The organism is Streptomyces sp. NPDC060366 (assembly GCF_042725135.1).
Lineage (GTDB): Bacteria > Actinomycetota > Actinomycetes > Streptomycetales > Streptomycetaceae > Streptomyces.
This window is the reverse complement of the sequence record NZ_JBHXDC010000036.1, coordinates 1-22,294: the sequence shown is the minus strand read 5'-3', so window position 1 is coordinate 22,294 and position 22,294 is coordinate 1. Positions and strand designations below refer to the sequence as shown.

Annotated in this window: 19 protein-coding genes and 1 pseudogene; 14 read left to right on the top strand and 6 right to left on the bottom strand. The window is 71.6% G+C overall.

The window, feature by feature from the left end:
* Positions 1-56: 56 nt before the first annotated feature.
* Positions 57-1,190 carry a DNA integrity scanning diadenylate cyclase DisA gene (gene disA / locus ACFWHU_RS38040; protein WP_078075735.1) on the bottom strand — a complete coding sequence of 378 codons (1,134 nt, stop codon included), beginning with the start codon at positions 1,188-1,190 and terminating at the stop codon, positions 57-59.
* A gap of 44 nt (positions 1,191-1,234) precedes the next feature.
* Positions 1,235-2,647, bottom strand: a complete 1,413-nt coding sequence (gene radA / locus ACFWHU_RS38035; RefSeq protein WP_385798283.1) for a DNA repair protein RadA — start codon at positions 2,645-2,647, stop codon at positions 1,235-1,237.
* Positions 2,648-2,804: 157 nt separating this feature from the next.
* Here radA and ACFWHU_RS38030 point away from each other — a divergent pair, with 157 nt between their 5' ends.
* Positions 2,805-4,622 (top strand): hypothetical protein, encoded by a 1,818-nt coding sequence (locus ACFWHU_RS38030; RefSeq protein WP_387230879.1) that lies wholly within the window; start codon positions 2,805-2,807, stop codon positions 4,620-4,622.
* A gap of 25 nt (positions 4,623-4,647) precedes the next feature.
* On the opposite strand, the gene ACFWHU_RS38025 is transcribed toward ACFWHU_RS38030, so the two are convergent.
* Complete coding sequence (locus tag ACFWHU_RS38025; protein ID WP_385798279.1) at positions 4,648-5,472, bottom strand: hypothetical protein; 825 nt, start codon at positions 5,470-5,472, stop codon at positions 4,648-4,650.
* 39 nt (positions 5,473-5,511) lie between these two features.
* Here ACFWHU_RS38025 and ACFWHU_RS38020 point away from each other — a divergent pair, with 39 nt between their 5' ends.
* The 4 genes and pseudogenes from ACFWHU_RS38020 to ilvD all read left to right on the top strand — a co-directional run.
* On the top strand, positions 5,512-6,450 hold the full coding sequence (locus tag ACFWHU_RS38020; RefSeq protein ID WP_385798277.1) for a Ppx/GppA family phosphatase: 939 nt from the start codon (positions 5,512-5,514) through the stop codon (positions 6,448-6,450).
* Between the two features lie 118 nt (positions 6,451-6,568).
* On the top strand, positions 6,569-7,471 hold the full coding sequence (locus ACFWHU_RS38015; protein ID WP_387230877.1) for a sugar phosphate isomerase/epimerase family protein: 903 nt from the start codon (positions 6,569-6,571) through the stop codon (positions 7,469-7,471).
* Entirely contained in the window at positions 7,468-8,079 is a 612-nt protein-coding gene (locus tag ACFWHU_RS38010) for a TetR family transcriptional regulator (RefSeq protein ID WP_385798273.1), read from the top strand. Before ACFWHU_RS38015 ends, ACFWHU_RS38010 begins: the two co-directional genes overlap by 4 nt.
* A 166-nt stretch (positions 8,080-8,245) precedes the next feature.
* Positions 8,246-10,093 (top strand): annotated as a pseudogene (ilvD, locus tag ACFWHU_RS38005) (dihydroxy-acid dehydratase); the annotation flags it as partial.
* Positions 10,094-10,198: 105 nt separating this feature from the next.
* Here the strand turns inward: ilvD and ACFWHU_RS38000 are convergent.
* Positions 10,199-12,427, bottom strand: a complete 2,229-nt coding sequence (locus tag ACFWHU_RS38000; RefSeq protein ID WP_387230875.1) for a serine/threonine-protein kinase — start codon at positions 12,425-12,427, stop codon at positions 10,199-10,201.
* 140 nt (positions 12,428-12,567) lie between these two features.
* On the opposite strand from ACFWHU_RS38000, the gene ACFWHU_RS37995 reads away from it, so the two are divergent.
* From ACFWHU_RS37995 to proC, 8 genes are all read left to right on the top strand, one after another.
* Positions 12,568-12,918 (top strand): hypothetical protein, encoded by a 351-nt coding sequence (locus ACFWHU_RS37995; RefSeq protein ID WP_385798267.1) that lies wholly within the window; start codon positions 12,568-12,570, stop codon positions 12,916-12,918.
* Positions 12,919-12,991: 73 nt separating this feature from the next.
* Positions 12,992-13,567 (top strand): hypothetical protein, encoded by a 576-nt coding sequence (locus ACFWHU_RS37990; protein WP_387230882.1) that lies wholly within the window; start codon positions 12,992-12,994, stop codon positions 13,565-13,567.
* 64 nt (positions 13,568-13,631) lie between these two features.
* Complete coding sequence (locus tag ACFWHU_RS37985; protein ID WP_385798265.1) at positions 13,632-14,411, top strand: class I SAM-dependent methyltransferase; 780 nt, start codon at positions 13,632-13,634, stop codon at positions 14,409-14,411.
* Between the two features lie 28 nt (positions 14,412-14,439).
* The gene (gene sigJ, locus ACFWHU_RS37980) at positions 14,440-15,312 is read left to right on the top strand and encodes an RNA polymerase sigma factor SigJ (RefSeq protein ID WP_385798263.1); all 873 of its coding nucleotides are present in this window, start codon (positions 14,440-14,442) and stop codon (positions 15,310-15,312) included.
* Between the two features lie 45 nt (positions 15,313-15,357).
* Positions 15,358-16,509: an NAD(P)/FAD-dependent oxidoreductase gene (locus ACFWHU_RS37975; protein WP_387230872.1), complete on the top strand. Its 1,152-nt coding sequence runs from the start codon at positions 15,358-15,360 to the stop codon at positions 16,507-16,509.
* Positions 16,510-16,557: 48 nt separating this feature from the next.
* Positions 16,558-17,331 (top strand): ABC transporter ATP-binding protein, encoded by a 774-nt coding sequence (locus ACFWHU_RS37970; protein WP_387230870.1) that lies wholly within the window; start codon positions 16,558-16,560, stop codon positions 17,329-17,331.
* Positions 17,328-18,128 carry an ABC transporter permease gene (locus ACFWHU_RS37965; RefSeq protein WP_387230868.1) on the top strand — a complete coding sequence of 267 codons (801 nt, stop codon included), beginning with the start codon at positions 17,328-17,330 and terminating at the stop codon, positions 18,126-18,128. Before ACFWHU_RS37970 ends, ACFWHU_RS37965 begins: the two co-directional genes overlap by 4 nt.
* Before the next feature lie 180 nt (positions 18,129-18,308).
* Positions 18,309-19,118 carry a pyrroline-5-carboxylate reductase gene (gene proC, locus ACFWHU_RS37960; protein ID WP_387230866.1) on the top strand — a complete coding sequence of 270 codons (810 nt, stop codon included), beginning with the start codon at positions 18,309-18,311 and terminating at the stop codon, positions 19,116-19,118.
* A gap of 22 nt (positions 19,119-19,140) precedes the next feature.
* On the opposite strand, the gene ACFWHU_RS37955 is transcribed toward proC, so the two are convergent.
* Positions 19,141-19,731 carry a cysteine hydrolase family protein gene (locus ACFWHU_RS37955; protein ID WP_387230864.1) on the bottom strand — a complete coding sequence of 197 codons (591 nt, stop codon included), beginning with the start codon at positions 19,729-19,731 and terminating at the stop codon, positions 19,141-19,143.
* A gap of 75 nt (positions 19,732-19,806) precedes the next feature.
* Here ACFWHU_RS37955 and ACFWHU_RS37950 point away from each other — a divergent pair, with 75 nt between their 5' ends.
* Complete coding sequence (locus tag ACFWHU_RS37950) at positions 19,807-20,808, top strand: GlxA family transcriptional regulator (RefSeq protein ID WP_387230862.1); 1,002 nt, start codon at positions 19,807-19,809, stop codon at positions 20,806-20,808.
* On the opposite strand, the gene trpS is transcribed toward ACFWHU_RS37950, so the two are convergent.
* Complete coding sequence (gene trpS / locus ACFWHU_RS37945) at positions 20,775-21,773, bottom strand: tryptophan--tRNA ligase (RefSeq protein ID WP_387230860.1); 999 nt, start codon at positions 21,771-21,773, stop codon at positions 20,775-20,777. The two genes, ACFWHU_RS37950 and trpS, sit on opposite strands and share 34 nt — an antisense overlap.
* Positions 21,774-22,294: the final 521 nt, after the last annotated feature.

Below are 22,294 nucleotides of genomic sequence, written 5' to 3'. Positions count from 1 at the left end.
CGGCACCACCGACGCGGTGGTGCCGCCCTCCTACGTACGTGGGCCCTGCCCGTACCTCAGACGTACCGCTCCAGGATCGACGACTCCGCCAGCCGCGACAGCCCCTCGCGCACGCTGCGCGCCCGCGCCTCGCCCACGCCGTCCACCGTCTGGAGATCGTCGACACTCGCCGCCAGCAGCTTCTGGAGACCGCCGAAGTGCTCGACCAGCCGCTCGATGATGGCGCCCGGCAGCCGCGGCACCTTGGCCAGCAGCCGGTAACCGCGTGGCGAGACCGCGGAGTCCAGCGTCTCGGGTGAACCGCTGTAGCCCAACGCGCGGGCCACGACGGGCAGTTCGAGCAGCTCGGTGTGGGAGAGCGCGTCCAGCTCGGTCATCGCCTCGGCGACCGTACGGGACCGCTTCGCCGTCGGCTCCGGCACGTAGTCCCGTACGACGAGCTCGCGCTCGGGCTCGACGCCCGCGATCAACTCGTCGAGCTGAAGGGAGAGAAGCCGCCCGTCGGTGCCCAACTCGACCACGTACTCGGCGATCTCCGTGGCGATCCTGCGCACCATCTCCAGACGCTGCGACACCGCCGTCACGTCCCGGACCGTGACCAGGTCCTCGATCTCCAGCGCGGAGAGCGTGCCCGCGACCTCGTCCAGCCGGAGCTTGTACCGCTCCAGGGTCGCCAGCGCCTGGTTCGCGCGCGAGAGGATCGCCGCCGACTCCTCCAGGACCCGGCGCTCCCCGTCCACGTACAGCGCGATCAGCCGCATCGACTGCGACACGGAGATCACCGGGAACCCGCACTGCTTGGACACCCGGTCCGCCGTGCGGTGGCGCGTACCGGTCTCCTCGGTCGGGATGGAGGCGTCGGGCACGAGCTGGACACCGGCCCGCAGAATTTTGGTGATGTCTTTGTCAAGAATGAGCGCGCCGTCGAGCTTGCAGAGCTCGCGGAGCCTCGTCGCGGTGAATTCCACGTCCAGCACGAAGCCGCCCGTGCACATCGTCTCGACGGTCTTGTCCATACCCAGGACGATGAGACCGCCGGTGTTCCCCCGGAGGATCCGCTCCAGGCCGTCACGCAGCGCCATGCCGGGCGCCACGGCGCTCAGTGAGGCGCGCATCAGCGCTTCGGTGCCGGATCCACCGGAGCCACCACCGGACTTTCCGGGTGCTGCTGCCCGGTCGTTGGCTGCCACTGCACTCCTCCGGCTCGTACGGATGGGCGAGACCAGGGCAAAGTCTACCGGCGGTCCTTGCCGTCCCGTGGGGCCTCCGCCCGACCCCGGCGCGGAAGCACGCTCAGAGCGGCCCCCATGTCGGCGACTTCCGTGACCTTCATACCGGCCGGGATCTTCCCGGGATCGGTCGGGACGAGGGCGTGCGTGAAGCCCAGACGGTGCGCTTCGGCCAGTCTGCGCTGGACTCCCGTGACCCGTCTTACCTCGCCCGCGAGGCCCACCTCGCCGATCGCGACAAGATTCGTCGGCAGCGGGGTGTCGCTCGCCGCCGAGGCCAGGGCGAGCGCGATCGCCAGGTCCGCGGCCGGCTCGGAGAGCTTCACACCGCCGACCGTCGCGCTGTAGATGTCGCGCTTGCCCAGCGCGCTGATCCTGCCGCGCTGCTCGAGAACGGCCAGCATCATCGAGACGCGGGAGGTCTCCAGGCCGGACGTGGTGCGCCGGGGGGACGGGATCTGCGAGTCGACCGTCAGCGCCTGCACCTCGGCGACGAGCGGGCGGCGGCCTTCGAGCGTAACGGTCAGGCAGGTGCCGGGGACCGGCTCGTCCCGGCGGGTGAGGAAGAGGCCGGAGGGGTCCGCGAGGCCGGTGATGCCCTCGTCGTGCAGCTCGAAGCAGCCGACCTCGTCCGTCGTGCCGTACCTGTTCTTGACGCCCCGCACCAGCCGCAGCCGCGCGTGCCGGTCGCCCTCGAAGGACAGCACCACGTCCACCAGGTGCTCCAGCAGCCGGGGGCCCGCGATCGCGCCGTCCTTGGTGACGTGGCCGACGAGCAGGGTGGACATGCCCCGCTCCTTGGAGACCCGGATGAGCGCGCCCGCGACCTCCCGGACCTGGGCCATGCCGCCGGGCGCGCCGTCGATCTCCGGCGACGCCACCGTCTGTACGGAGTCGAGGATCAGCAGCGACGGCTTGACCGCGTCGAGATGCCCGAGGACGGCGGAGAGGTCCGTCTCGGCCGCGAGATAGAGATGGTCGTCGATGGCCTTGATGCGGTCTGCGCGCAGCCGCACCTGGCTCGCCGACTCCTCACCCGTCACATACAGCGTGCGGTGCTCGGGGCCGGCCGCCTTCGCCGCGACGTCCAGGAGCAGCGTGGACTTGCCGACGCCGGGCTCACCGGCCACCAGCACGACGGCTCCCGGCACGAGCCCGCCGCCCAGGACGCGGTCCAGCTCGTCCACGCCCGTCGAGCGCGCCGTCGCCGTACGGCCGTCGACCTGGCCGATCGGGAGGGCCGGGGTGCTGACCCGGCCGACCGCCGTCGTCCGTACGGCGGGCGCGCCGTACTCCTCGACCGTGCCCCAGGCCTGGCACTCGGGGCAGCGGCCGAGCCACTTGACGGTCGTCCAACCGCAATCGGTACAGCGGTAGGACGGCCGGTCCTTGGCGGATTTGGTACGGGCGACAGCCATGGCGCCACCGTATAGGCGACCACTGACAACCCTTACCGCGGTGGCCGTTCCGGCGGTCCCGGCCCCAGGAAACGGTCACAGGAGACGTTTCACCCGTAAGGATTAAATGTAGGCGAGGGTGGGGAGGGTCGTGCGCTCCCGTGTCTACCGTCGCCGGGTGACGAGCAGCAGGCTGGAGCCCCCCAGGTACACCACCGGCGCACACCGTGCGCCCCGTCGCACGCCCCGATCGGAGACGCGCCGGCCGCCTGTGCGCTACGAGCCCTATCTGGACGGGCTGTTCACGTACTGCCTCTCCGTGCTGTGCGACCACGACGCCGCCACCGAGGTGTTGGGCGAGGTCCTGGCCATCTCCGAGCGCCACTACGGGCGTTGCCCGGCGGGCGCGGGGGAGCGCGGGGCCTGGCTCTACGCACTGGCCCGGTGGGCCTGTCTGCGGCGGCTCGGCGAGCGGCGGGGGAGCCGCCCGGGGGCGCACTCGGGCCGTCGTGGTGAGCCCGGCGGAGATTTCGGGGCCGCCGCGGGGGCCGACGTCCCGCCGGAGGTCGCCGAGCGCCGGCGGCGTGAACTCGCCATGCTGGCCTGGCCCGAGGCAGCCGGTACGACCCCCGAGCAGCGCGAAGCCCTCGAACTCGCCGTACGCCACCGGCTCGGCGCGCGCGACGTGGCCGCCGTCCTGTCCATGGAGCTCATGCCGGCCCGCGAACTGCTCAACTCCGCAGCCTGCGAGGTCGAGCGCACCAGGGCCGCGCTCGCCGTCGTCGAGACGGGCAACTGCCCCGCCGTCGCCCGGCTCACCGGCGACGACCAGGTGCTGCTCTCGGCCGCGCTCCGCCGCGAGCTCGTCCGGCACGTGGACGACTGCCCGCGCTGCCGCCGCGCCGCCGAGCGCGCCGAGGCGGCGGGCCCCTGGCCCGGCTCGGCCGCCTCCGCGCGCGCCGCCCGGCCCACGTCGTCCGGCGTGCCCTCCTGGGCCGCCTCACCCGCCGTCCTGCCGCTCGTCGACGCTCCACGGGCGGCGGCGTACGGCGCCATGACGAACACCCCGCGCGCCCGTGCCACGACCCCGCGCTTCGGCCGCAACGGCTTCCCCATGGACCCGAAGGACCGCGCCGCCCGCCGGGACCGGCTGCGCTCGCGGGCCGTCACCACCACCGTCGTGGCGACCGTCGTGGCCGCGCCCGTGCTCGCCCTCTGGGCCGCGTACCGGGGCGCGCCGCCGACCGGCGAGGGCCACGGCGGGACGTCGGTCAGCGCCGGGGACGCCGAGCGGCGCGGTACGCAGGGGGCCGATCCGTACGACAACTACGAGAACGCGGGGAACGCCGAGAACCGTCCCGGTGACCCCTTCGCCACCGGCAGCCGTGACCCGGACGTCTCGGTCGAGGTCATCAGCGACGGGACGGGCGCCCCGTCCGGCACACCCGGAACGGGCTCGGGACGGCTCTCCGTGACGGCGGAGTCGACCGGCGACCGTACGAGGATCACGCTCACCGCGACCGGCGCCGAGCCCGTCTCCTGGTCGGCCTGGACCAGCGCGTCGTGGCTGCGGCTGAGCCGTACCTCCGGCACGCTCGCCCCCGGCAGGTCCGTCACCGTCCACGTCCACGTGGACCACGCGCGCGAGCCGTCCGGCCCGTGGAGCGCCCGGATCGGGCTGACCCCGGCGGGCTCGGTGGTCGCGATCAGCGGTTACGGTTCCAGGCCGCCGTCCTCGTCCCACCCGGGGCCGGGCAGGCCGACGCACCCGACGCGTCCGCCCGCCTCACCGCCGCCGGGCACCGCCGGCCCCGGCCCGAGCGACCCGGGCGAACCGACCGATCCTGGCCCGTCCGACCCCACCGGTCCGCCGCCCGGTACGGGCGATCCGACGGATCCCGGCACGGGGCAGCCGAGCGACCCGCCGTCCTCGCCCGACGATCCGGGCGGCCCGACCGGTCCGGGCGGGCCGGACACGCCGCCCTCGTCGCCGTGAGCGGGCGCGCGTTCATACGCCGGTGTCAGGCCGCCGGGGGCGGGTCCGCCGGGTGCGGGGCGACGAGCGGCAGCGCGCTCGCCAGCCGTGCCTCGCAGAGCTCGGCCAGCGCGTCGTACCCCGCCTTGCCCATCAGCTCGGTCAGCTCGGGCGCGTACGTCTTGTACACCGGCTCACCCGCGCCGTGCGCCGACGTCGCCGACGTGCACCACCAGTGCAGGTCGTGCCCGCCGGGGCCCCAGCCCCGGCGGTCGTACTCGCCGATCGTCACCTGGAGCACCCGCGACTCGTCGGGCCGGTCGATCCAGTCGTACGTACGCCGCACCGGCAGCTGCCAGCAGACGTCGGGCTTCGTCTCCAGCGGCTCGCGGTCCTCGCGCAGCGCCAGGATGTGCAGCGAGCAGCCCGCGCCACCGGCGAAGCCGGGCCGGTTCTGGAAGATGCAGGAGCCGTCCCAGCGGCGCGTCTTGCGGGCGCCGTCGTCGTCCGTCTCCGTCCAGCCGCTCTCCGCCCCCACGTCGTGGAACTGCCACAGCTCCGGCGTGAGGCGCTTCACATGCCCGGCGACGCGCTTCTCGTCGTCCTCGTCGGAGAAATGCGCCCCCAGCGTGCAGCAGCCGTCGTCGGCGCGGCCCGCCTCGATGCCCTGGCATCCGCTGCCGAAGATGCAGGACCACCGCGAGGTGAGCCACGTCAGATCGCAGCGGAAGACCTGCTCGTCGTCCGCCGGATCAGGGAATTCGACCCACGACCGGGCGAAGTCCAGCCCCTTCTCGTCGGACGGACCCTGCTCGTGCTGCTTCTTCGCGCGCCCGGCTTTGCCCGGCTTCGCCTTTTTCGTCTTCGGCACGACTCCAGCGTATGCGTGTCGTCGCAGTAGCGTTCGCCCATGAGACTCGGAGTTCTCGACGTCGGTTCGAACACCGTCCACCTGCTGGCGGTCGACGCCCACCGCGGCGCGCGGCCGCTGCCCGCCCATTCGCACAAGACAGAGCTGAGACTCGCCGAGCTGCTCGACGCGGACGGCGCGATCGGGCCCGACGGTGTCGAGCGGCTGGTGGCGACCATCGCCGAGGCGCTACAGGCCGCCGAGGACAAGGGCTGCGAGGCGGTGCTGTCGTTCGCCACGTCGGCCGTGCGCGAGGCGAGCAACGCCGACCAGGTGCTCGCCAGGATCAAGCAGGAGACGGACGTCGACCTCCAGGTCCTCAGCGGCGACGAGGAGGCCCGGCTGACCTTCCTCGCGGCGCGCCGCTGGTTCGGCTGGTCGGCCGGGAAACTGCTGGTCCTGGACATCGGCGGCGGCTCGCTGGAGATCGCGTACGGCATCGACGAGGAACCGGACGCCGTGGTGTCCCTGCCCCTGGGCGCCGGCCGTCTCACCGCCGGCTGGCTGCCCGGTGACCCGCCCGATCCGCAGGCCGTACGCGCGCTGCGCCGTCATGTGCGGGCCCAGATCGCCCGTACGGTCGGCGAGTTCACCCGATTCGGCGAGCCGGACCATGTCGTGGCCACCTCGAAGACCTTCCGGCAGCTCGCGCGGATCGCCGGGGCGGCCCGCTCCGCCGAGGGGCTCTACGTACAGCGCGATCTGAGCCGCAAGGCGCTGGAGGAGTGGGTCCCGAAGCTGGCGACGATGACCGCCGCGCGGCGTGCCGGGCTGCCCGGCGTCTCGGACGGGCGGGCGTCGCAGCTGCTCGCGGGCGCGCTGGTCGCCGAGGCGGCGATGGATCTCTTCGGTGTCGAGGAGCTGGAGATCTGTCCGTGGGCGCTGCGCGAGGGCGTGATCCTGCGACGGCTGGACCAACTGCCCACGACGGAGGTCTGACGTCCGCCCAAGGAGGGGAGGTCCGACGTCCGCCTCCCCAGGAGGGTGGGCCGTTGCTCTCGTCACTTTCCGCTGCGATGCCCGCGATGGCGCCTGCCGGTGCCCGTACCCTGTCTCCGTGGCAGAACCAGTGGTGCGCATCCCGGATGCGAAGGTCGCCCTGTCGACAGCCTCCGTCTATCCGGAGTCCACGGCGACGGCCTTCGAGATGGCCGGGCGCCTGGGGTACGACGGCGTCGAGGTCATGGTCTGGACGGATCCCGTCAGCCAGGACGTCGAGGCCCTGCGCCGTCTGTCCGACTACCACCACGTGCCGATCCTCGCCATCCACGCGCCATGTCTGCTGATCACGCAGCGTGTCTGGTCGACGGACCCGTGGACCAAGCTCCAGCGGGCACGGACCGCCGCCGAGCGGCTGGGCGCCTCCACCGTCGTCGTACACCCGCCGTTCCGCTGGCAGCGCCAGTACTCCCGCGACTTCGTCTCCGGCATCTGGCGGATGGCCGACGAGACGGACGTGCGCTTCGCCGTCGAGAACATGTACCCGTGGCGCTACCGGGACCGCGAGGTGCTCGCGTACGCCCCCGACTGGGACGTGACGAAGGACGACTACCGCCACTTCACCGTCGACCTGTCGCACACAGCTACCGCCCGCGCCGACGCGATGTCCATGGTCGACCGCATGGGCGACCGGCTGGGGCACGTCCATCTCGCCGACGGCAACGGCTCGGCCAAGGACGAGCACCTGGTGCCCGGACGCGGCAACCAGCCCTGCGCCGAACTGCTCGAACGGCTGGCGGGCAGCTCCTTCGACGGTCATGTCGTGATCGAGGTCAACACACGGCGCGCGATGTCCTCGGCCGAACGCGAGGCCGATCTGGCGGAGGCGCTGGCCTTCACCCGGCTGCACCTGGCGTCGTCGGCCGGTTCCGCCGCGGAGCCCCCCGCCGGGTCCCCTTCGGAGAGCCGGGCACCGCAGCCCCGCGTGTCCCACGTCCGGCCCCGGATCCGCCGCCCATGACCGGTACGGCCCCGCGCCGCCGCGGCCGCCCCGCACGCTCGGACGCGGACACCGGCCCCGGTGCCCGCGAGCGGATCCTCGACGCGGCCCGTAACGAGTTCGCCGAGCGCGGCTACGACAAGACGTCCGTGCGCGGCATCGCGAAGGCGGCCGGCGTGGACCCGGCCCTCGTGCATCACTACTTCGGTACGAAGGACGAGGTCTTCGGCGCGGCCATCGAGGTCTCCTTCGAACCCGCGCTGGTCCTTCCCGCGCTGCTCGGCGGCGGTCAGGAGGGTATCGGCGAGCGCCTCGCCCGCTACTTCATCAGCGTGTGGGAGAACCCGGTGTCGCGGGCCCCGCTGCTCGCGATCATGCGGTCCGCGGTGACGAACGAGGCCGCGGCGGCCATGCTGCGCAAGTTCGTGCTGCGGCGGCTGCTGGAGCGGATCGCGGTCGAGCTGGACGTACCGGACCCCACCCTCCGCGCCGAGCTGGCCGCCTCGCACATGATCGGGATCGCGATCCTGCGGTACGTGCTCAAGGCGGAGCCGCTGGCATCCGTGGACACGGAGGAGATCGTCAGGATCGTCGCGCCGACACTCCAGCGGTATCTGACCGAGGCGTGAGCGGGGTCGGACCGAGGCTTGAGCGGTCCGGACCGGCCCGGACCGGCCGGACCGAAAGCTGAACGGCCGTCCCGCATTCCGGAACGACCGTCCAGATCTTGGAGCGGTGGGCGTAGGCTCGAAAAAGTCATTCCCGCCGAAGGATCTGCCGAAGGAGCGAGCGACGATGCCCGAGCTGAGGTCCCGCACTGTCACCCACGGCCGCAACATGGCGGGCGCGCGCGCCCTTATGCGGGCGTCGGGCGTAGCGAGCGAGGACATCGGCAAGCCGATCGTCGCCGTGGCCAACTCCTTCACGGAGTTCGTCCCCGGACACACCCACCTCGCCCCCGTCGGCCGGATCGTCTCCGAGGCGATCAAGGCCGCGGGCGCCGTGCCGCGCGAGTTCAACACCATCGCCGTGGACGACGGCATCGCGATGGGCCACGGAGGCATGCTCTACAGCCTGCCGTCCCGTGATCTGATCGCCGACTCCGTCGAGTACATGGTCGAGGCGCACTGCGCGGACGCGCTGATCTGCATCTCCAACTGCGACAAGATCACGCCGGGCATGCTGATGGCCGCGATGCGCCTCAACATCCCCACGGTCTTCGTCTCCGGCGGTCCGATGGAGGCCGGCAAGGCCACCCTGGTCGACGGCACGGTCCGCAAGCTGGACCTGATCAACGCGATCTCGGACGCCGTGAACGAGTCCGTCTCGGACGAGGACATGCTCCGTATCGAGGAGAACGCCTGTCCGACCTGTGGTTCCTGTTCCGGCATGTTCACCGCGAACTCGATGAACTGTCTCGCCGAGGCCATCGGTCTCGCCCTGCCCGGCAACGGCTCGGTCCTCGCCACGCACACCGCGCGCAAGGCCCTGTACGAGAACGCGGGCGCCACGGTCGTCGACATCACCAAGCGCTACTACGAAGGCGGCGACGAGACCGTCCTGCCGCGCAACATCGCCACCCGCGCGGCCTTCGACAACGCCATGGCGCTCGACATCGCCATGGGCGGCTCCACGAACACGATCCTGCACCTCCTCGCCGCCGCCCAGGAGGGCGGTCTCGACTACGGCCTGGACGAGATCGACGCCGTCTCGCGGCGCGTCCCGTGCCTGTCGAAGGTCGCGCCGAACGTGGCGCCCGGCGGCACGTACTACATGGAGGACATCCACCGGGCCGGCGGCATCCCCGCCATCCTGGGCGAGCTGTACCGAGGCGGCCTCCTTGAGGAGGGCGTGCACTCGGTGCACTCCGACACGCTCGCCGAGTGGCTCAAGACATGGGACGTGCGCGGCGGTTCACCCTCCGCGGAGGCCGTTGAGCTGTGGCACGCGGCGCCCGGCTGCAAGCGCTCGGCGACCGCGTTCTCCCAGTCCGAGCGGTGGGACACGCTCGACCTGGACGCCGAGGGCGGCTGTATCCGCTCCGTGGAGCACGCGTACTCGAAGGACGGCGGACTCGCCGTGCTGAAGGGCAACCTGGCCGTCGACGGCTGTGTCGTGAAGACCGCGGGTGTGGACGAGTCGATCTGGACCTTCGAGGGCCCGGCCGTCGTCTGCGAGTCGCAGGACGAGGCCGTCGAGAAGATCCTCCGTAAGGAGATCAAGGAGGGCGATGTGATCGTCATCCGCTACGAGGGTCCGCGCGGCGGCCCCGGCATGCAGGAGATGCTCTACCCCACGTCGTATCTGAAGGGCCTGGGCCTGGGCAAGGCGTGCGCCCTGGTCACCGACGGCCGTTTCTCCGGCGGTACGTCGGGCCTGTCGATCGGCCACGCCTCGCCGGAAGCGGCGTCAGGCGGGACGATCGCGCTGGTGCGGGACGGCGACCGCGTCCGGATCGACATCCCGGGACGCTCGATCGAACTGCTCGTCGGGGAAGACGAGTTGGCGGTCCGGCGGGACGCGCTGAACGGGGTGTACGAGCCGGTCGCACGCGAGCGCAAGGTCTCCGTGGCGCTGCGCGCGTACGCGGCCATGGCCACGAGCGCGGACAAGGGCGCGGTCAGGGACGTCTCCCAACTGGGCCGACACGGCCGGACATCAGCACTGCCAGACATCAGTACGAGCGGACATCACCACGGCCGGTAGGACATTCGGTCGGACAGCGAGGACCCCGGCACCCGGTGCGCGTCACCAGGTGCCGGGGTCCTCGCTGTCCACGGCGAAGACGGACCCGTCCGGCGCACCCGCGTAGACCCGGCCGGGAGCGACGGCGGGGGCGGGCAGCGACGACATGTAGGCGAGCTTGCCCGACAGCAGACGTGGTTTCGTACGGCCGATCAGCGCGCCGTCAGCCGTGTCGACCGTGATCAGCTGCCCGTCGGCGGCGGAGAAGTAGAGCCGGTCCCCGGCCGTCACGACGGGAACGGACGACCGGGCGACATCGGTCTCCAACTCCCAGCGGGGCTGGGTGTTCTCGCCCTTACGAGTGGTGTCGAGGGCCAGCAGCGTCCCGCCGCGCGCCAGCAGGTACGCGGTGCCGTCGCGCACGGCGAGCTGCGCCTGGGGCACGACGTAGGGCAGCGGGACACGGCGCACGTCCCCGCTCGCGGGGTCGTAGCGCACGACCGCGTCCGTCATCGAGTTCCGGTCGAGCGAGGAGAGGAACAGGACGCCGCGCTCGTTGGCCACCGGCGTGAGGTATCCGTCGAGCCGACGCTGCCAGGCGAGTTCACCGGTCTTCGGTTCCACCGCGCTGACCAGCGTGGCACGGCCGTCGCCCGACTGCTCGGCTGCGTAGGAGTGACCGCTCGCCGGACTGTGGAAGGAGAAGACGGGAGCGGAGTGTCCGGGCAGCCGGCGTTCCCAACGCGTCTTGCCCGTCCCGCCGTTCAGCGCCTCCACCCGCCCGTCGTCGTTCACGAGCAGGACGGTGTCGTCGGCGTGGTGGACGCCGCCCCGGTAGCCGGAGAGGCCCTTGCTCCAGACCGGGGCCCCGTCGTCCTTCTCGTACGCCCGCAGCCGCGCGCCCTTCGACGTGGTGAGGACGGCGTGGACCAGACCGCCCGAGACGACGGGCACGTCCGTGCCGTCGGCTTCCGCGCCCTGCGACCAGATCACCCGCCCGTCGGCGGGGTCGAGCCGGGCGGCGGCGACGCCCTGCGTGGAGCAGATCAGTGTCGCCGAGACGCCGGAGAGGCTCGGTGTGTACGAACAGGCCGGTGCGACGCCCCGCTCGGCGGCGTCCCCGATGGACCGGGCCCGCCACGGCTCGAAGGCCGGGTCCGCGGCTTCCACCGCGCCGGAGCCCGCCGGGCCGGCGGACGACGTCCGCGTATCGCCGAAGCCCTGCGCGGCCCAGAGGCCGCCGTACACGAGCACGGCGACGCCGACCGCGAGCGCCGGCCATTTGGCCCGCTGACGACGGCCGGCCGCGGTCCTCGGCTCCGCCGGATCCCGCTTCGTGCCCCGGAGCGCGCCCCGTTCCGAGCTCGGGCCCGACTTCGTCGCCGGACTCGGAGCGGGCGCGCGGCCCGACGGCGACCGCGCCCCGACATGGGTGCGCTGCTCCCCGGCCGGAGCCGTCGACGGCCGCTCCACGGAACGCCGTTGAGCCGGTATGAAGGCGTCCGCCTCGTACGACGGCGGGCGGAGCTCCGACATGATCTCGTCCGGCGTGGGACGTTTCTCCGGGTCCTTGGCGAGGCACCGCCCGACCAACGGCACCAGATCGGCGGGCAGTCCGACCAGATCCGCCTCGTCGTGCACCACCTGATAGGCGACGATGTACGGGCTGTCCGAGTCGAACGGCCCACGGCCCGTCGCCGCGTGCACCAGCAGCGAGCCCAGCGCGAATACGTCGGCCGCGGGCCCCACTTCACGCGGGCGCTGGAACTGCTCCGGCGCCATGTACGGCGGCGAGCCGATCAACTTCCCCGTCTCGGTGCGCAGATCGCTGTCGACCGGCCGCGATATGCCGAAGTCGATGACCTTGGGGCCGTTGTCCGTGAGGAGCACGTTGCCCGGCTTGAGGTCGCGATGGACGACACCGGCCCGGTGGATGTCCCGCAGCGCCTCGGCGAGCCCCGCCGTCAGCCGGCGCAACTCGGCCGGGGCCATGGGCCCGTTGTTCTTGACCTGTTCGGCCAGGGTCGGGCCCGGGATGTACGAGGTGGCCATCCAGGGCCGCTCGGCATCCGGGTCCGCGTCCACGACGGGCGCGGTGAAGGCACCGCTGACCCGGCGCGCGGCGGCGACCTCCTGGCGGAAGCGGGCCCGGAACTCCGGGTCCGCCGCGTACTGCTGGTGCACCACCTTCACGGCCAGGCGCAGCCCCGACGCGGAGCGCGCGAGATGCACCACGCCCATGCCACCGGAGCCGAGGCAGGCCTCAAGGCGGTAACTCCCGGCGTATTCCATGTGTGTGTCCCCCGTGTCGCTTCTGCGAGCGCGCGACTCACGGAGCCTAGTCGAAGGTGCGGCTGTGGCTGAAGGGTCTTGCTAGCCTGCGCGTCGCAGAGAGTGAACATTCAACAAGATCACCAAGGGGGAGTACAGCGATGGCTGTTGAAGAGGCAGGAGAGGTCGGAGAGATCCAGCAGACGGGCACGGACGCCGAGGCGGGTGGCGCCGACGCCGGGGTGGGAACACTCGCGGCGGCGGTCGTCAGATACCCGATCGCGCCGGGCTACCGCGTCAACGTGCGCTCGGGTCCGGGCACGCACTACCGGCTGGTACGCGTCCTGCCGTACGACGCCAGGGTCCCGGTCAACTGCCAGAAGCCGGGCGAGTCGGTGTCCGGGCCGTACGGGACGTCGAAACTCTGGGACAACATCGCCAACGGCGAGTTCGTCTCGGACGCGTACGTCAGAACAGGGAGTGACGGGTACGTCGCCCCACGCTGCGCCTGAACCGGCGCTCGGTCCCGGCCCCGGCCGGGCTCTCGCTCACTGGGACAATCGTCCTGTGAGCGAGAGCAAGAGCGTGAGCGCGTCCGACAGTGCCGAAGCCACCGAGACCACCACCGCCGTCGCCGCGGCGGCGACGCCGTCCACGGACGACAGCGGCGGCGACGGCGGCCCCCGGCCCGAGCCGATCCGCTTCTTCGGCACGACCTGGTTCGCCCGTGGCGGCGGCTACGCGCTGCGCCGCGTCGCCGTCTCCGCCGGCTCACTGGCCTCCGCCGTCGGCGCGTGCTTCGTGCTGCGCTTCGCCTTCGAGGGCCTGGAGATCGCGAAGGCCGGCTCCTTCATGGGCGTCCTTTTCATCGTCATGTTCGCGGTGTGCAGCGCCATCGCCTTCCGCAAGACCTGGGAAGGCTTCACGAAACGCCCCGCCGACCCGGCCCGCGACGAGTCGCTGCGCAGCCTCAAGGCGATCGGCTTCATCGGCTCGCTGACCGCGTACTTCCTGCGCTCGCTGGCCGAGGCACCGGGGGAGGGGCTTCGCCGAAGCGAGTACGAGACGGCCGTCAACCAGTACGAACGCCGGCGCACCGCCCGTACGCGCAACCCGGCCGCCCGCAAAGGCAGGCGAGGCCGGGGCCCCAAGCGCAAGTGACCGCCCGGCGGACCTGACGGACTCGTCCCTCGATCGAGAACACACCACGCGTCAGGATGGACCCATGACCGATCGCGCACTCTCCTTCGATGCCGTCGCCGGCCAGTACGACGCCGCCAGGCCCGGCTATCCGCCGGTCCTCTTCGACGCCGTCGAGGAACTGTCCGGCCGCCCCCTGCGAGGCTCCCGCGTCATCGACGTCGGCGCCGGGACCGGCATCGCCACCCGCCTGCTGCGTGAGCGCGGCGCCGACGTCACCGCCGTCGAACCGGGCCCCGGCATGGCCGCTCAGCTCCGCCGCGCCCAGCCCGACACCCCGCTGGTCAGGGCTTTCGGCGACGCACTGCCGATCGCGGACGCGTCGGTCGACCTGGTGACGTACGCCCAGTCCTGGCACTGGACCGACCCGGCCCGCTCCGTCCCCGAGGCCCTGCGGGTGCTGCGGCCCGGCGGCGCGCTCGCCCTGTGGTGGAACGTCGCCGACTGCGCCGTGCCCTGGGTCGCCGCACAGGAGCGACGGCTGCACCTGATCGCCGGCGCCGGAGCCCACAGCTCCGGCGGCCGTCGCGCCGAGAGCCTGCCGGAGGATCCGCCGACCGTACGGCGCGAGCTGCGCTGGACGCGCACCGTGCCGATCGACACCCACCTCGCCAACCTCGGCAGCCACTCCCTCTTCCGGCTGCTGGGCGACGACGCCACGGTGGACTGTCTGGCCGACGAGCGCGCCGAACTGCTCAAGGTCTTTCCGGGCGGGCTGGTCGAGGAGGCGTACGTCGTGGAGCTGACTGTCACACTTCGCCCCTCCGTGTCGTCTGTCGTACAGGGCCCCTCGTCCCGGGCCTGACACCGGCAGGGGAGAGGAGCACCGGCTCATGGCCGATCTGGCGGAATTCGAGCGGCAGCGAAAGAGGCTGTGGGGCATCGCCTACCGCATCACCGGATCTGTCGCCGACGCAGAGGACGCAGTCCAGGAGACCTGGCTGCGCTGGCAGCGGCTGCCCGACGGTGAGGTGGACGATCCGAAGGCGTATCTGACGACGGTCACCAGCCGGCTCTGTTACGACCAGCTCGGCTCCGCGCGCGCCCGCCGCGAGTCCTACGTCGGGCCGTGGCTGCCCGAGCCGGTGGTCACCGAGAGCGGACCCGAGGACCGGGTCACCCTGGACGAGTCCGTCGGCCTCGCCATGCTCACCGTGCTGGAGCGGCTGACGCCGGCCGAACGCACCGCGTTCATCCTGCACGACGTCTTCGCCGTGCCGTTCAAGGAGATCGCGGAGGTGGTGGGCCGTACGCCCGACTCCGTACGGCAGTTGGCCTCCCGCGCCCGCCAGCGGGTACGGGCCGAGGCGCCCCGCCGCTCCGTCGACCGGGGCGAACACCGGCGCGCCGTCGACGCGTTCCTGTCGGCCGTGCTGGGCGGGGACTTCGACGGTCTGCTGGAGATCCTCGACCCCGAGGTGGTGTGGCGCTCGGACGGCGGCGGCAAGGTCATGGCGGCCAGACTGCCCATCCTCGGCGACGAGAAGGTCGTCCGCTTCACCCGGCGCCTCATGCGCGACTTCGACCCCGAGACGATGCACGCCGTCGTACGGGAGGTGAACGGCTCCCCCGGAGTGGTGCTGGTCGACCCCGTCGGCGGGCAGAGCGCCGTCTTCGGATTCAACGTGCACGGTGGGCTGATCACCGAGGTCGACGCCGTGATCAACCCGGAGAAGCTGCGCCATCTCGACCTCGGGAGTCTGTGACCGCGCTCACTGTTACATTCGGGCGCCCCGCGTCGTCCCCTTTGTATGACACCCACCAACGCTTCCCCTTCCCCCTCCTCTCCCTCACCCGGCGGCCCGTCCGCCGGAAAGAAGCGGGTCGTCGTGGTCGGCGCGGGCTACGCGGGGCTGATGTGCGCGCTGCGCCTCGCCCCGCACGCCCATGTCACCCTCGTCGACCCCGCAGACCGGTTCACCGAACGCGTCCGTCTGCACGAACGGGCCGCCGGACGCCCGGAAGTCACCCACGCCCTCGGCTCGTTCCTCCGCTCGACCGGCATCACCCACATCGCCTCCCGCGCGGCGGCCGTCGACCCCGAGGCCCGTGAGGTCCTCACCGACGACGGCCGGGGCCTTCCGTACGACCGGCTCGTCCTCGCCCTCGGCAGCCGCACCCGATCCGTGGACCGCGGCGACCGAGGCCGGGCGTACACCGTCGAGTCCGCCACCGAACTGCACAAACGCCTCCAGGACGGGCCCGGCGCCCTGACCGTCGTGGGCGGCGGCCTCACCGGGATCGAACTGGCCACCGAAATCGCCGAGACCCACCCCCGCTGGCGCGTCGGCCTTCTCACACAGGACGTCGTCGGACCGGGACTCTCGGGCAAGGGCCGCGCCCATGTCCGTACGGCGCTCGCGGTCCGGGGCGTACGCGTCGAGGAGGGCCGCCGTATCGCCGGCCCCGAGGACATCGACACCGACGTCGTCGTCTGGGCCGCCTCCATGACCCCCAACACCGAACTGGCGCGCGCCGCCGGGATCGCCACCGACGCCGGGGGACGCGTCGAGGTCGACGCGGCGCTGCGGTCGGTGTCCCATCCCGAGGTGTACGCGGTGGGCGACTCGGCCGCCGGACACAGCTCCACCGCCGGTTCGCTGCGCATGGGCTGCGCCGCGGCCCTTCCCAGCGGCTCGCAGGCCGCGGCCGCGATCATCGCCGAACTGCGGGGCGAGGAGCCGAAACCGCTGAGCTTCTCCTACCACCTCCAGTGTCTGAGCCTCGGCCGCCGTGACGGGCTGGTCCAGTTCGTACGGGCCGACGACTCGCCCCGCGACCGTGTGCTGACCGGCCGCCCGGCGGCGTATGTGAAGGAGGGCATCGTCCGCTCGACGGTCGGCGTCCTGAGGATGGCGTCCCGCCGCCCGGACCTGCTCCCGCGCGTCCCGGGCTTCGGCTGAGCCCCCCGCCCTTGACGGTGCGGCGCGGGCGGGAGCATTATTCATCGCATGATGAATAAATCCGAGGCTGCCATCCGCGCCAGCGGCCTGCGCGTCGTACGAGGCGAACGCACCGTGCTGCGCGACCTCGACTTCGCCGTACCGCCCGGTCAGATCACCGGTCTCCTCGGCCCCTCCGGCTGCGGCAAGTCCACGCTGATGCGCGCCGTCGTCGGCACCCAGGCCAAGGTCACCGGCACCCTGGACGTCCTCGGCCGCCCGGCCGGCGACGCCACGCTCCGCGCCCGCATCGGCTATGTCACCCAGGCGCCCTCCGTCTACGACGACTTGACGGTCCGTCAGAACCTGGACTACTTCGCGGCGATCCTCGACCCGAGACGCTCCCACCGCGACGCCCGCGAAGAGACCGTCCACCGCGCCATCGCCGACGTCGACCTCGCGTCCCACGCCGACGCCCTCGCCGGCCGGCTCTCCGGCGGCCAGCGCAACCGGGTCTCCCTCGCCGTCGCCCTGCTCGGGACGCCCGAACTCCTCGTGCTCGACGAACCGACCGTCGGCCTCGACCCCGTACTCCGCCGCGACCTGTGGGAACTCTTCCACCGCATCGCCGCCGACCGCGCGGCCACCCTCCTCGTCTCCTCCCATGTGATGGACGAGGCCGAACGCTGCCACCGCCTCCTCCTCATGCGCGACGGCGCCATCCTGGCCGACGACACCCCCGACGCCCTGCGCGCCCGGAACGGCTCCGAAACGGTCGAAGAAGCCTTCCTCCACCTGGTCGACGAGGCCAACGCCCACGCACTCCAGGAGACCCCTCGATGACCGCCGCCCCGACCCCGACCCCGACCGTGACCCCGGCACCGGCCCCCGCACCGCGCGCCTTCTCCGGCGCCAGGACCCTGGCCACCGCCGCCCGAGTCCTGAGTCAGCTCCGCCACGACCCCCGGTCCATCGCGCTGATGATCCTCGTCCCGTGCGTGATGCTCTTCCTCCTCCGCTACGTCTTCGACGCCGACGAACGCACCTTCGACTCCATCGGCGCCTCACTCCTCGGGATCTTCCCGTTGATCACGATGTTCCTGGTCACCTCCATCGCCACCCTCCGCGAGCGCACCTCCGGCACACTCGAACGCCTGCTCGCCCTGCCCATCGGCAAGGCCGACCTCATCGCCGGCTACGCCCTCGCCTTCGGCGCCCTCGCGGTCGTCCAGTCGCTGCTCGCCACCGGACTCGCCGTCTGGGGCCTCGGCCTGGACGTCGTCGGCTCGCCCTGGCTGCTCCTGCTGGTCGCGCTCCTCGACGCCCTGCTCGGCACGGCGCTCGGACTCTTCGTCTCCGCCTTCGCCTCGTCGGAATTCCAGGCGGTGCAGTTCATGCCGGCGGTGATCTTCCCCCAACTGCTGCTCTGCGGACTGTTCACCGCACGCGAGAACATGCACCCGGTACTCGAAGCGGTCTCGAACGTCCTGCCCATGTCCTACGCCGTCGACGGAATGAACGAGGTCCTGCGCCACTCCGACGTCACCGGCAACTTCGTACGCGACGTCGTCATCGTCGCCGGCTGCGCGGTCCTGGTCCTCGGCCTCGGCGCGGCGACCCTCCGCCGCCGCACCGCATAGACCCGACCGACCCGACCGACCGGTCCGACCGGTCGGAACCAGTACGCCGTTCCGACACTCGGACATCGCGAGCCCGCCCCCGTCGCCGGTGCGAGGATGGGCCCGCATGTTCCGTACGACGGCTCGGACCTGATCCAGAAGACAGGCGCCAGAACCACCCCACCGGCGAGGTGACCCCGCATGACCAAGACCATCGCAGTGCTCGGTACCGGCAAGATCGGCGAAGCTCTCCTCAGCGGCATGATCCGCGCCGGCTGGCGCCCCGCCGACCTTCTCGTCACCACCCGCCGCACTGAACGCGCCTCCCAGCTCCGGGACCGCTACGGCGTCGAACCCGTCACCAACGCCGAAGCCGCCAAGCGCGCCGACACGCTCATCCTCGCCGTGAAGCCCCAGGACATGGGCAAGCTCCTCGACGAACTCGCCCCCCACGTCGCCACCGACCGCCTGGTCATCAGCGCCGCCGCGGGTATTCCCACGGCCTTCATCGAAGAACGCCTCGCCACCGGCATCTCCGTCGTACGCGTCATGCCCAACACCCCCGTCCTCGTCGATGAAGGCATGTCCGTCATCTCCGGCGGCAGCCACGCCACCCCCGCCGATCTCAACCACACCGACGAGATCTTCGGCGGCGTCGGCAAGACCGCCCGCGTCCCCGAGTCCCAGCAGGACGCGGCGACCGCCCTCTCCGGCTCGGGCCCGGCGTACTTCTACTTCCTGGTCGAGGCGATGACCGACGCCGGCATCCTCCTCGGCCTGCCCCGCGCCCAGGCCCACGACCTCATCGTCCAGGCCGCCATCGGCGCCGCGGTCATGCTGCGCGACAGCGGCGAGCACCCGGTGAAGCTCCGTGAGGCTGTGACCTCCCCGGCGGGCACCACCATCAGCGCCATCCGCGAGCTGGAGAACCACGGCGTACGAGCCGCCCTGATCGCCGCCATCGAAGCGGCCCGCGACCGCAGCCGCGAACTCGCCTCCGGCAACGGCTGACCGCCACGTCCCCGCCGCACGGTCAGACGGACGCCGCCTTCACCACCTCCTCCGTCGTCACGACCTTCGCGAAACCACCACCGTGCAGCGACACCGCCGTCGCCCGCGCCAACTCCTGTGCGCTCAACTCCCAACCCCAGGCCCCCTCCTGACCGAACGTGTACGTCGCGTCGAGCGCGAAGAACACCTCGTAACCGAGATTGCCTGCCATGCGCGTCGTGGTCTCCGCGCACATGTTGGTCTGGATCCCCGCCACCACGAGCTGCCCGATCCCCGCTGCCTTCAGCCACGCACCCAGATCCGGCGTCCCGTAGAAGGCGGAGTTCACGTTCTTCACCACCAGCAGCTCCGACCCGGCCGCGCCCTTCCCACGCCGCCGCTCGACGTACTCCTTGAAGCTGTTCCCCTCGTACCCCGGCCGCAGCGGTGAGCCCGGCGTCGTCGAGTCGTGCCGTGTGAACACGACCGGCCGGCCACTCGCCTGCCACGCGTCGATCAGCGCGGCGATGTTGCCGTCCGCCTCCGGGTTGTTCCGCACACCCCAGTACTCCACCTCCTCGAATCCCTGCTGCACATCGATGATCACCAGCGCCGCGTTCTCGGCTATCTCCATGGACCCCATGCTGCCGCCGGGCGCGGCCCTCCTCCAGAGGTACAGAAGTCAGCGGTCGATGGTTTACTGCCACTCATGGCCGACGCATCCGTCCCCACTCCTCAACGCATCGCCCTCCTCGCCTTTCCCGGTATCCGTGCCTTCGACGTATCGGTCATCACCGAGGTCTGGGGCGTCGACCGCACCGACCGAGGCGTGCCCGCCTTCGACCTTCACCGTCCGGCCGCCGACCCCGCGCCCATTGCCCTGCGCGGCGGGCTCACCCTCACCCCCGACCGCACCCTCGCCTGGCTCACCCGCGCCGACCTGATCGTCGTCCCCGGCCTGGACGACCACCTCACCCCGGCCCCCGCACCCGTACTCGACGCCCTCCGCCGCGCCCACGGCCGAGGCACAACGATCGCCGCACTCTGCGGCGGCGCCTTCACCCTCGCCCAGGCCGGCCTCCTCGACGGCCGCCGCGCCATCACCCACTGGAACCTCACCGGACTCCTCCGCGAGCACCACCCCCAGGTCACCGTCGTTCCCGACGCCCTCTTCCTCCACGACGGCAACATCTGGACCTCCGCCGGCACGGCAGCGGGCATCGACCTCTGCCTCCATCTCGTCCGCACGACTCACGGAGCCGAGACGGCGGCGACCATCGCCCGCTCGATGGTCACGGCGCCCTACCGCACCGGCACCCAGGCCCAGTTCATCGAAAGGCCCACCCCCCGAGCCGACCGGGACGAGGACGCCCTCGCCGCCGTACGCGAATACGCCCTGCACCGACTCGACCAGCCGCTCACCATCACCGACCTCGCCGCCCACGCGGGAATGTCCCCCCGATCCTTCGCCCGCCACTTCCAGGCCACCACCGGCACCACGCCCCTCCGCTGGCTCATCGCACAGCGCCTCGCGGCGGCCCAGAAACTCCTCGAACGCACCGACCTCCCCATGGCCGAGGTCGCGGGCCGCACGGGCTTCGGCAGCGAGGTGACCATGCGCCAGCACTTCGCCGGCCACCTCGGCACCAGCCCGCGCGACTACCGCGCCGCATTCCGTCAGCCGGCCGGCAGAAGCCCGATCGCCTCATAGGCGGCGTCCACCACCGGCCGGGCCATCCCCCTGGCCCGCTCCGCACCCTCCTTCAGAACCTGGTCCACATGACCGGGATCCGCCGCGAGCTCCGCATGCCGCGCCCGGACCGGCCGCAACAGCTCGACGACGGCGTCGGCCGTGTCCTTCTTGAGTGATCCGTACGACTCGTATACACCGGCCAGCTCAGTTGGGTTCCCGCCCTCGCACGCCGACAGAATCTCCAGCAGATTCGCCACCCCCGGCTTGGCGACCGGGTCGTACTCCACCTCGCGCCCGCTGTCCGTGACGGCCCGCATCACCTTCCTGCGCACCACGTCCGTCTCGTCCAGCAGATAGACGATCCCGGCCCCGGACTCGTGGGACTTCCCCATCTTCGAGCTCGGATCCTGCAGATCCATGACCCGAGCCGCCACCGGCGGATGCGTGGCCCTGGGCACGGTGAACGTCGGCCCGTAGCGAAGGTTGAAACGCTCGGCCAGATCGCGCGTCAGCTCCACGTGCTGCGCCTGGTCGTCACCGACCGGCACCTCGTCGGTCCGGTACGCGAGGATGTCCGCCGCCATCAGCGCCGGGTAGGTCAGCAGCGACGTCCGCACACCCTGCCCGGCGTCCTTGGCACGCACGGACTTCTCCTTGTACTGGATCATGCGCCGCAGCTCGCCGTCCGTGGCTGTGCACTCCAGTAGATAGGAGAGCCGTGTGTGCTCGTCCACATGACTCTGAACGAACACGGTGCACCGTGCCGGATCCAGCCCGGCCGCCAGCAGCAGCGTCGCGGCCTGCCGGCTGAGTCTGCGCACACGGGCCGGATCGTGTTCGACGGTCAGGGCATGCAGATCGACGATGCTGAACAGCGCGTCCGCCCGGTACTGATCCACCTCCGCCCACCTGCGTACGGCTCCGAGGTAGTTGCCCAGCGTCAGATGGCCCGTCGGCTTGACCCCGCTGAAGATCCGCGTCATCTCTGTTTCCCACTCCTGGCTCGGAGCCGCCGCCGTGGGGCCGGGCTCCCGAAGCTCCAACCGGGGGAGAAACGCGAACGGCCGCCAGAGCGGCGGCCGTTGATCGCATACGTGTCAGCAGGCCGCCGTCAGACGGCCCGCCAGCTGAAGTTGCACGCATGCGTGGTCATGGGGGCCAGCGTACGCCGCCCCTACCCCGGAGACCCGAAGTTGACACGTCCCAGGCGTGAAAGTAATGTTCTCCGAGCTGTCCGACGTGAGTGTCGACCCCGGTCGATCCCCGGACGGTCATTCCGCAAGACCACTGCAAACGTGCGACATCCGGTCGCTCTCCTTTGCGTGCGCTTTTGCGAAATGAGGAATCCGCGTTCGAAGGGACGCGAACCCCGATTAGCGTCGGGGGAACGGTTCCGCTAAAGTCTCACTCGTCGGAACGGCCGCAGGGCCGGAAAGACAAACCCGCTGACTGGGAATCAGGCGCCGAAAGGTTCTGATAGAGTCGGAAACGCAAGACAGCAAGA

What these genes read in the sequence shown, in the direction of transcription:
- radA (WP_385798283.1), bottom strand. Translation starts at nt 2,647, where the DNA reads ATGGCTGTCGCCCGTACCAAATCCGCCAAGGACCGGCCGTCCTACCGC.
- ACFWHU_RS38020 (WP_385798277.1), top strand. Translation starts at nt 5,512, where the DNA reads ATGAGACTCGGAGTTCTCGACGTCGGTTCGAACACCGTCCACCTGCTG.
- ACFWHU_RS38010 (WP_385798273.1), top strand. Translation starts at nt 7,468, where the DNA reads ATGACCGGTACGGCCCCGCGCCGCCGCGGCCGCCCCGCACGCTCGGAC.
- ACFWHU_RS38000 (WP_387230875.1), bottom strand. Translation starts at nt 12,427, where the DNA reads ATGGAATACGCCGGGAGTTACCGCCTTGAGGCCTGCCTCGGCTCCGGT.
- ACFWHU_RS37995 (WP_385798267.1), top strand. Translation starts at nt 12,568, where the DNA reads ATGGCTGTTGAAGAGGCAGGAGAGGTCGGAGAGATCCAGCAGACGGGC.
- ACFWHU_RS37985 (WP_385798265.1), top strand. Translation starts at nt 13,632, where the DNA reads ATGACCGATCGCGCACTCTCCTTCGATGCCGTCGCCGGCCAGTACGAC.
- sigJ (WP_385798263.1), top strand. Translation starts at nt 14,440, where the DNA reads ATGGCCGATCTGGCGGAATTCGAGCGGCAGCGAAAGAGGCTGTGGGGC.
- ACFWHU_RS37975 (WP_387230872.1), top strand. Translation starts at nt 15,358, where the DNA reads ATGACACCCACCAACGCTTCCCCTTCCCCCTCCTCTCCCTCACCCGGC.
- ACFWHU_RS37970 (WP_387230870.1), top strand. Translation starts at nt 16,558, where the DNA reads ATGATGAATAAATCCGAGGCTGCCATCCGCGCCAGCGGCCTGCGCGTC.
- ACFWHU_RS37965 (WP_387230868.1), top strand. Translation starts at nt 17,328, where the DNA reads ATGACCGCCGCCCCGACCCCGACCCCGACCGTGACCCCGGCACCGGCC.
- proC (WP_387230866.1), top strand. Translation starts at nt 18,309, where the DNA reads ATGACCAAGACCATCGCAGTGCTCGGTACCGGCAAGATCGGCGAAGCT.
- ACFWHU_RS37955 (WP_387230864.1), bottom strand. Translation starts at nt 19,731, where the DNA reads ATGGAGATAGCCGAGAACGCGGCGCTGGTGATCATCGATGTGCAGCAG.
- ACFWHU_RS37950 (WP_387230862.1), top strand. Translation starts at nt 19,807, where the DNA reads ATGGCCGACGCATCCGTCCCCACTCCTCAACGCATCGCCCTCCTCGCC.
- trpS (WP_387230860.1), bottom strand. Translation starts at nt 21,773, where the DNA reads ATGACGCGGATCTTCAGCGGGGTCAAGCCGACGGGCCATCTGACGCTG.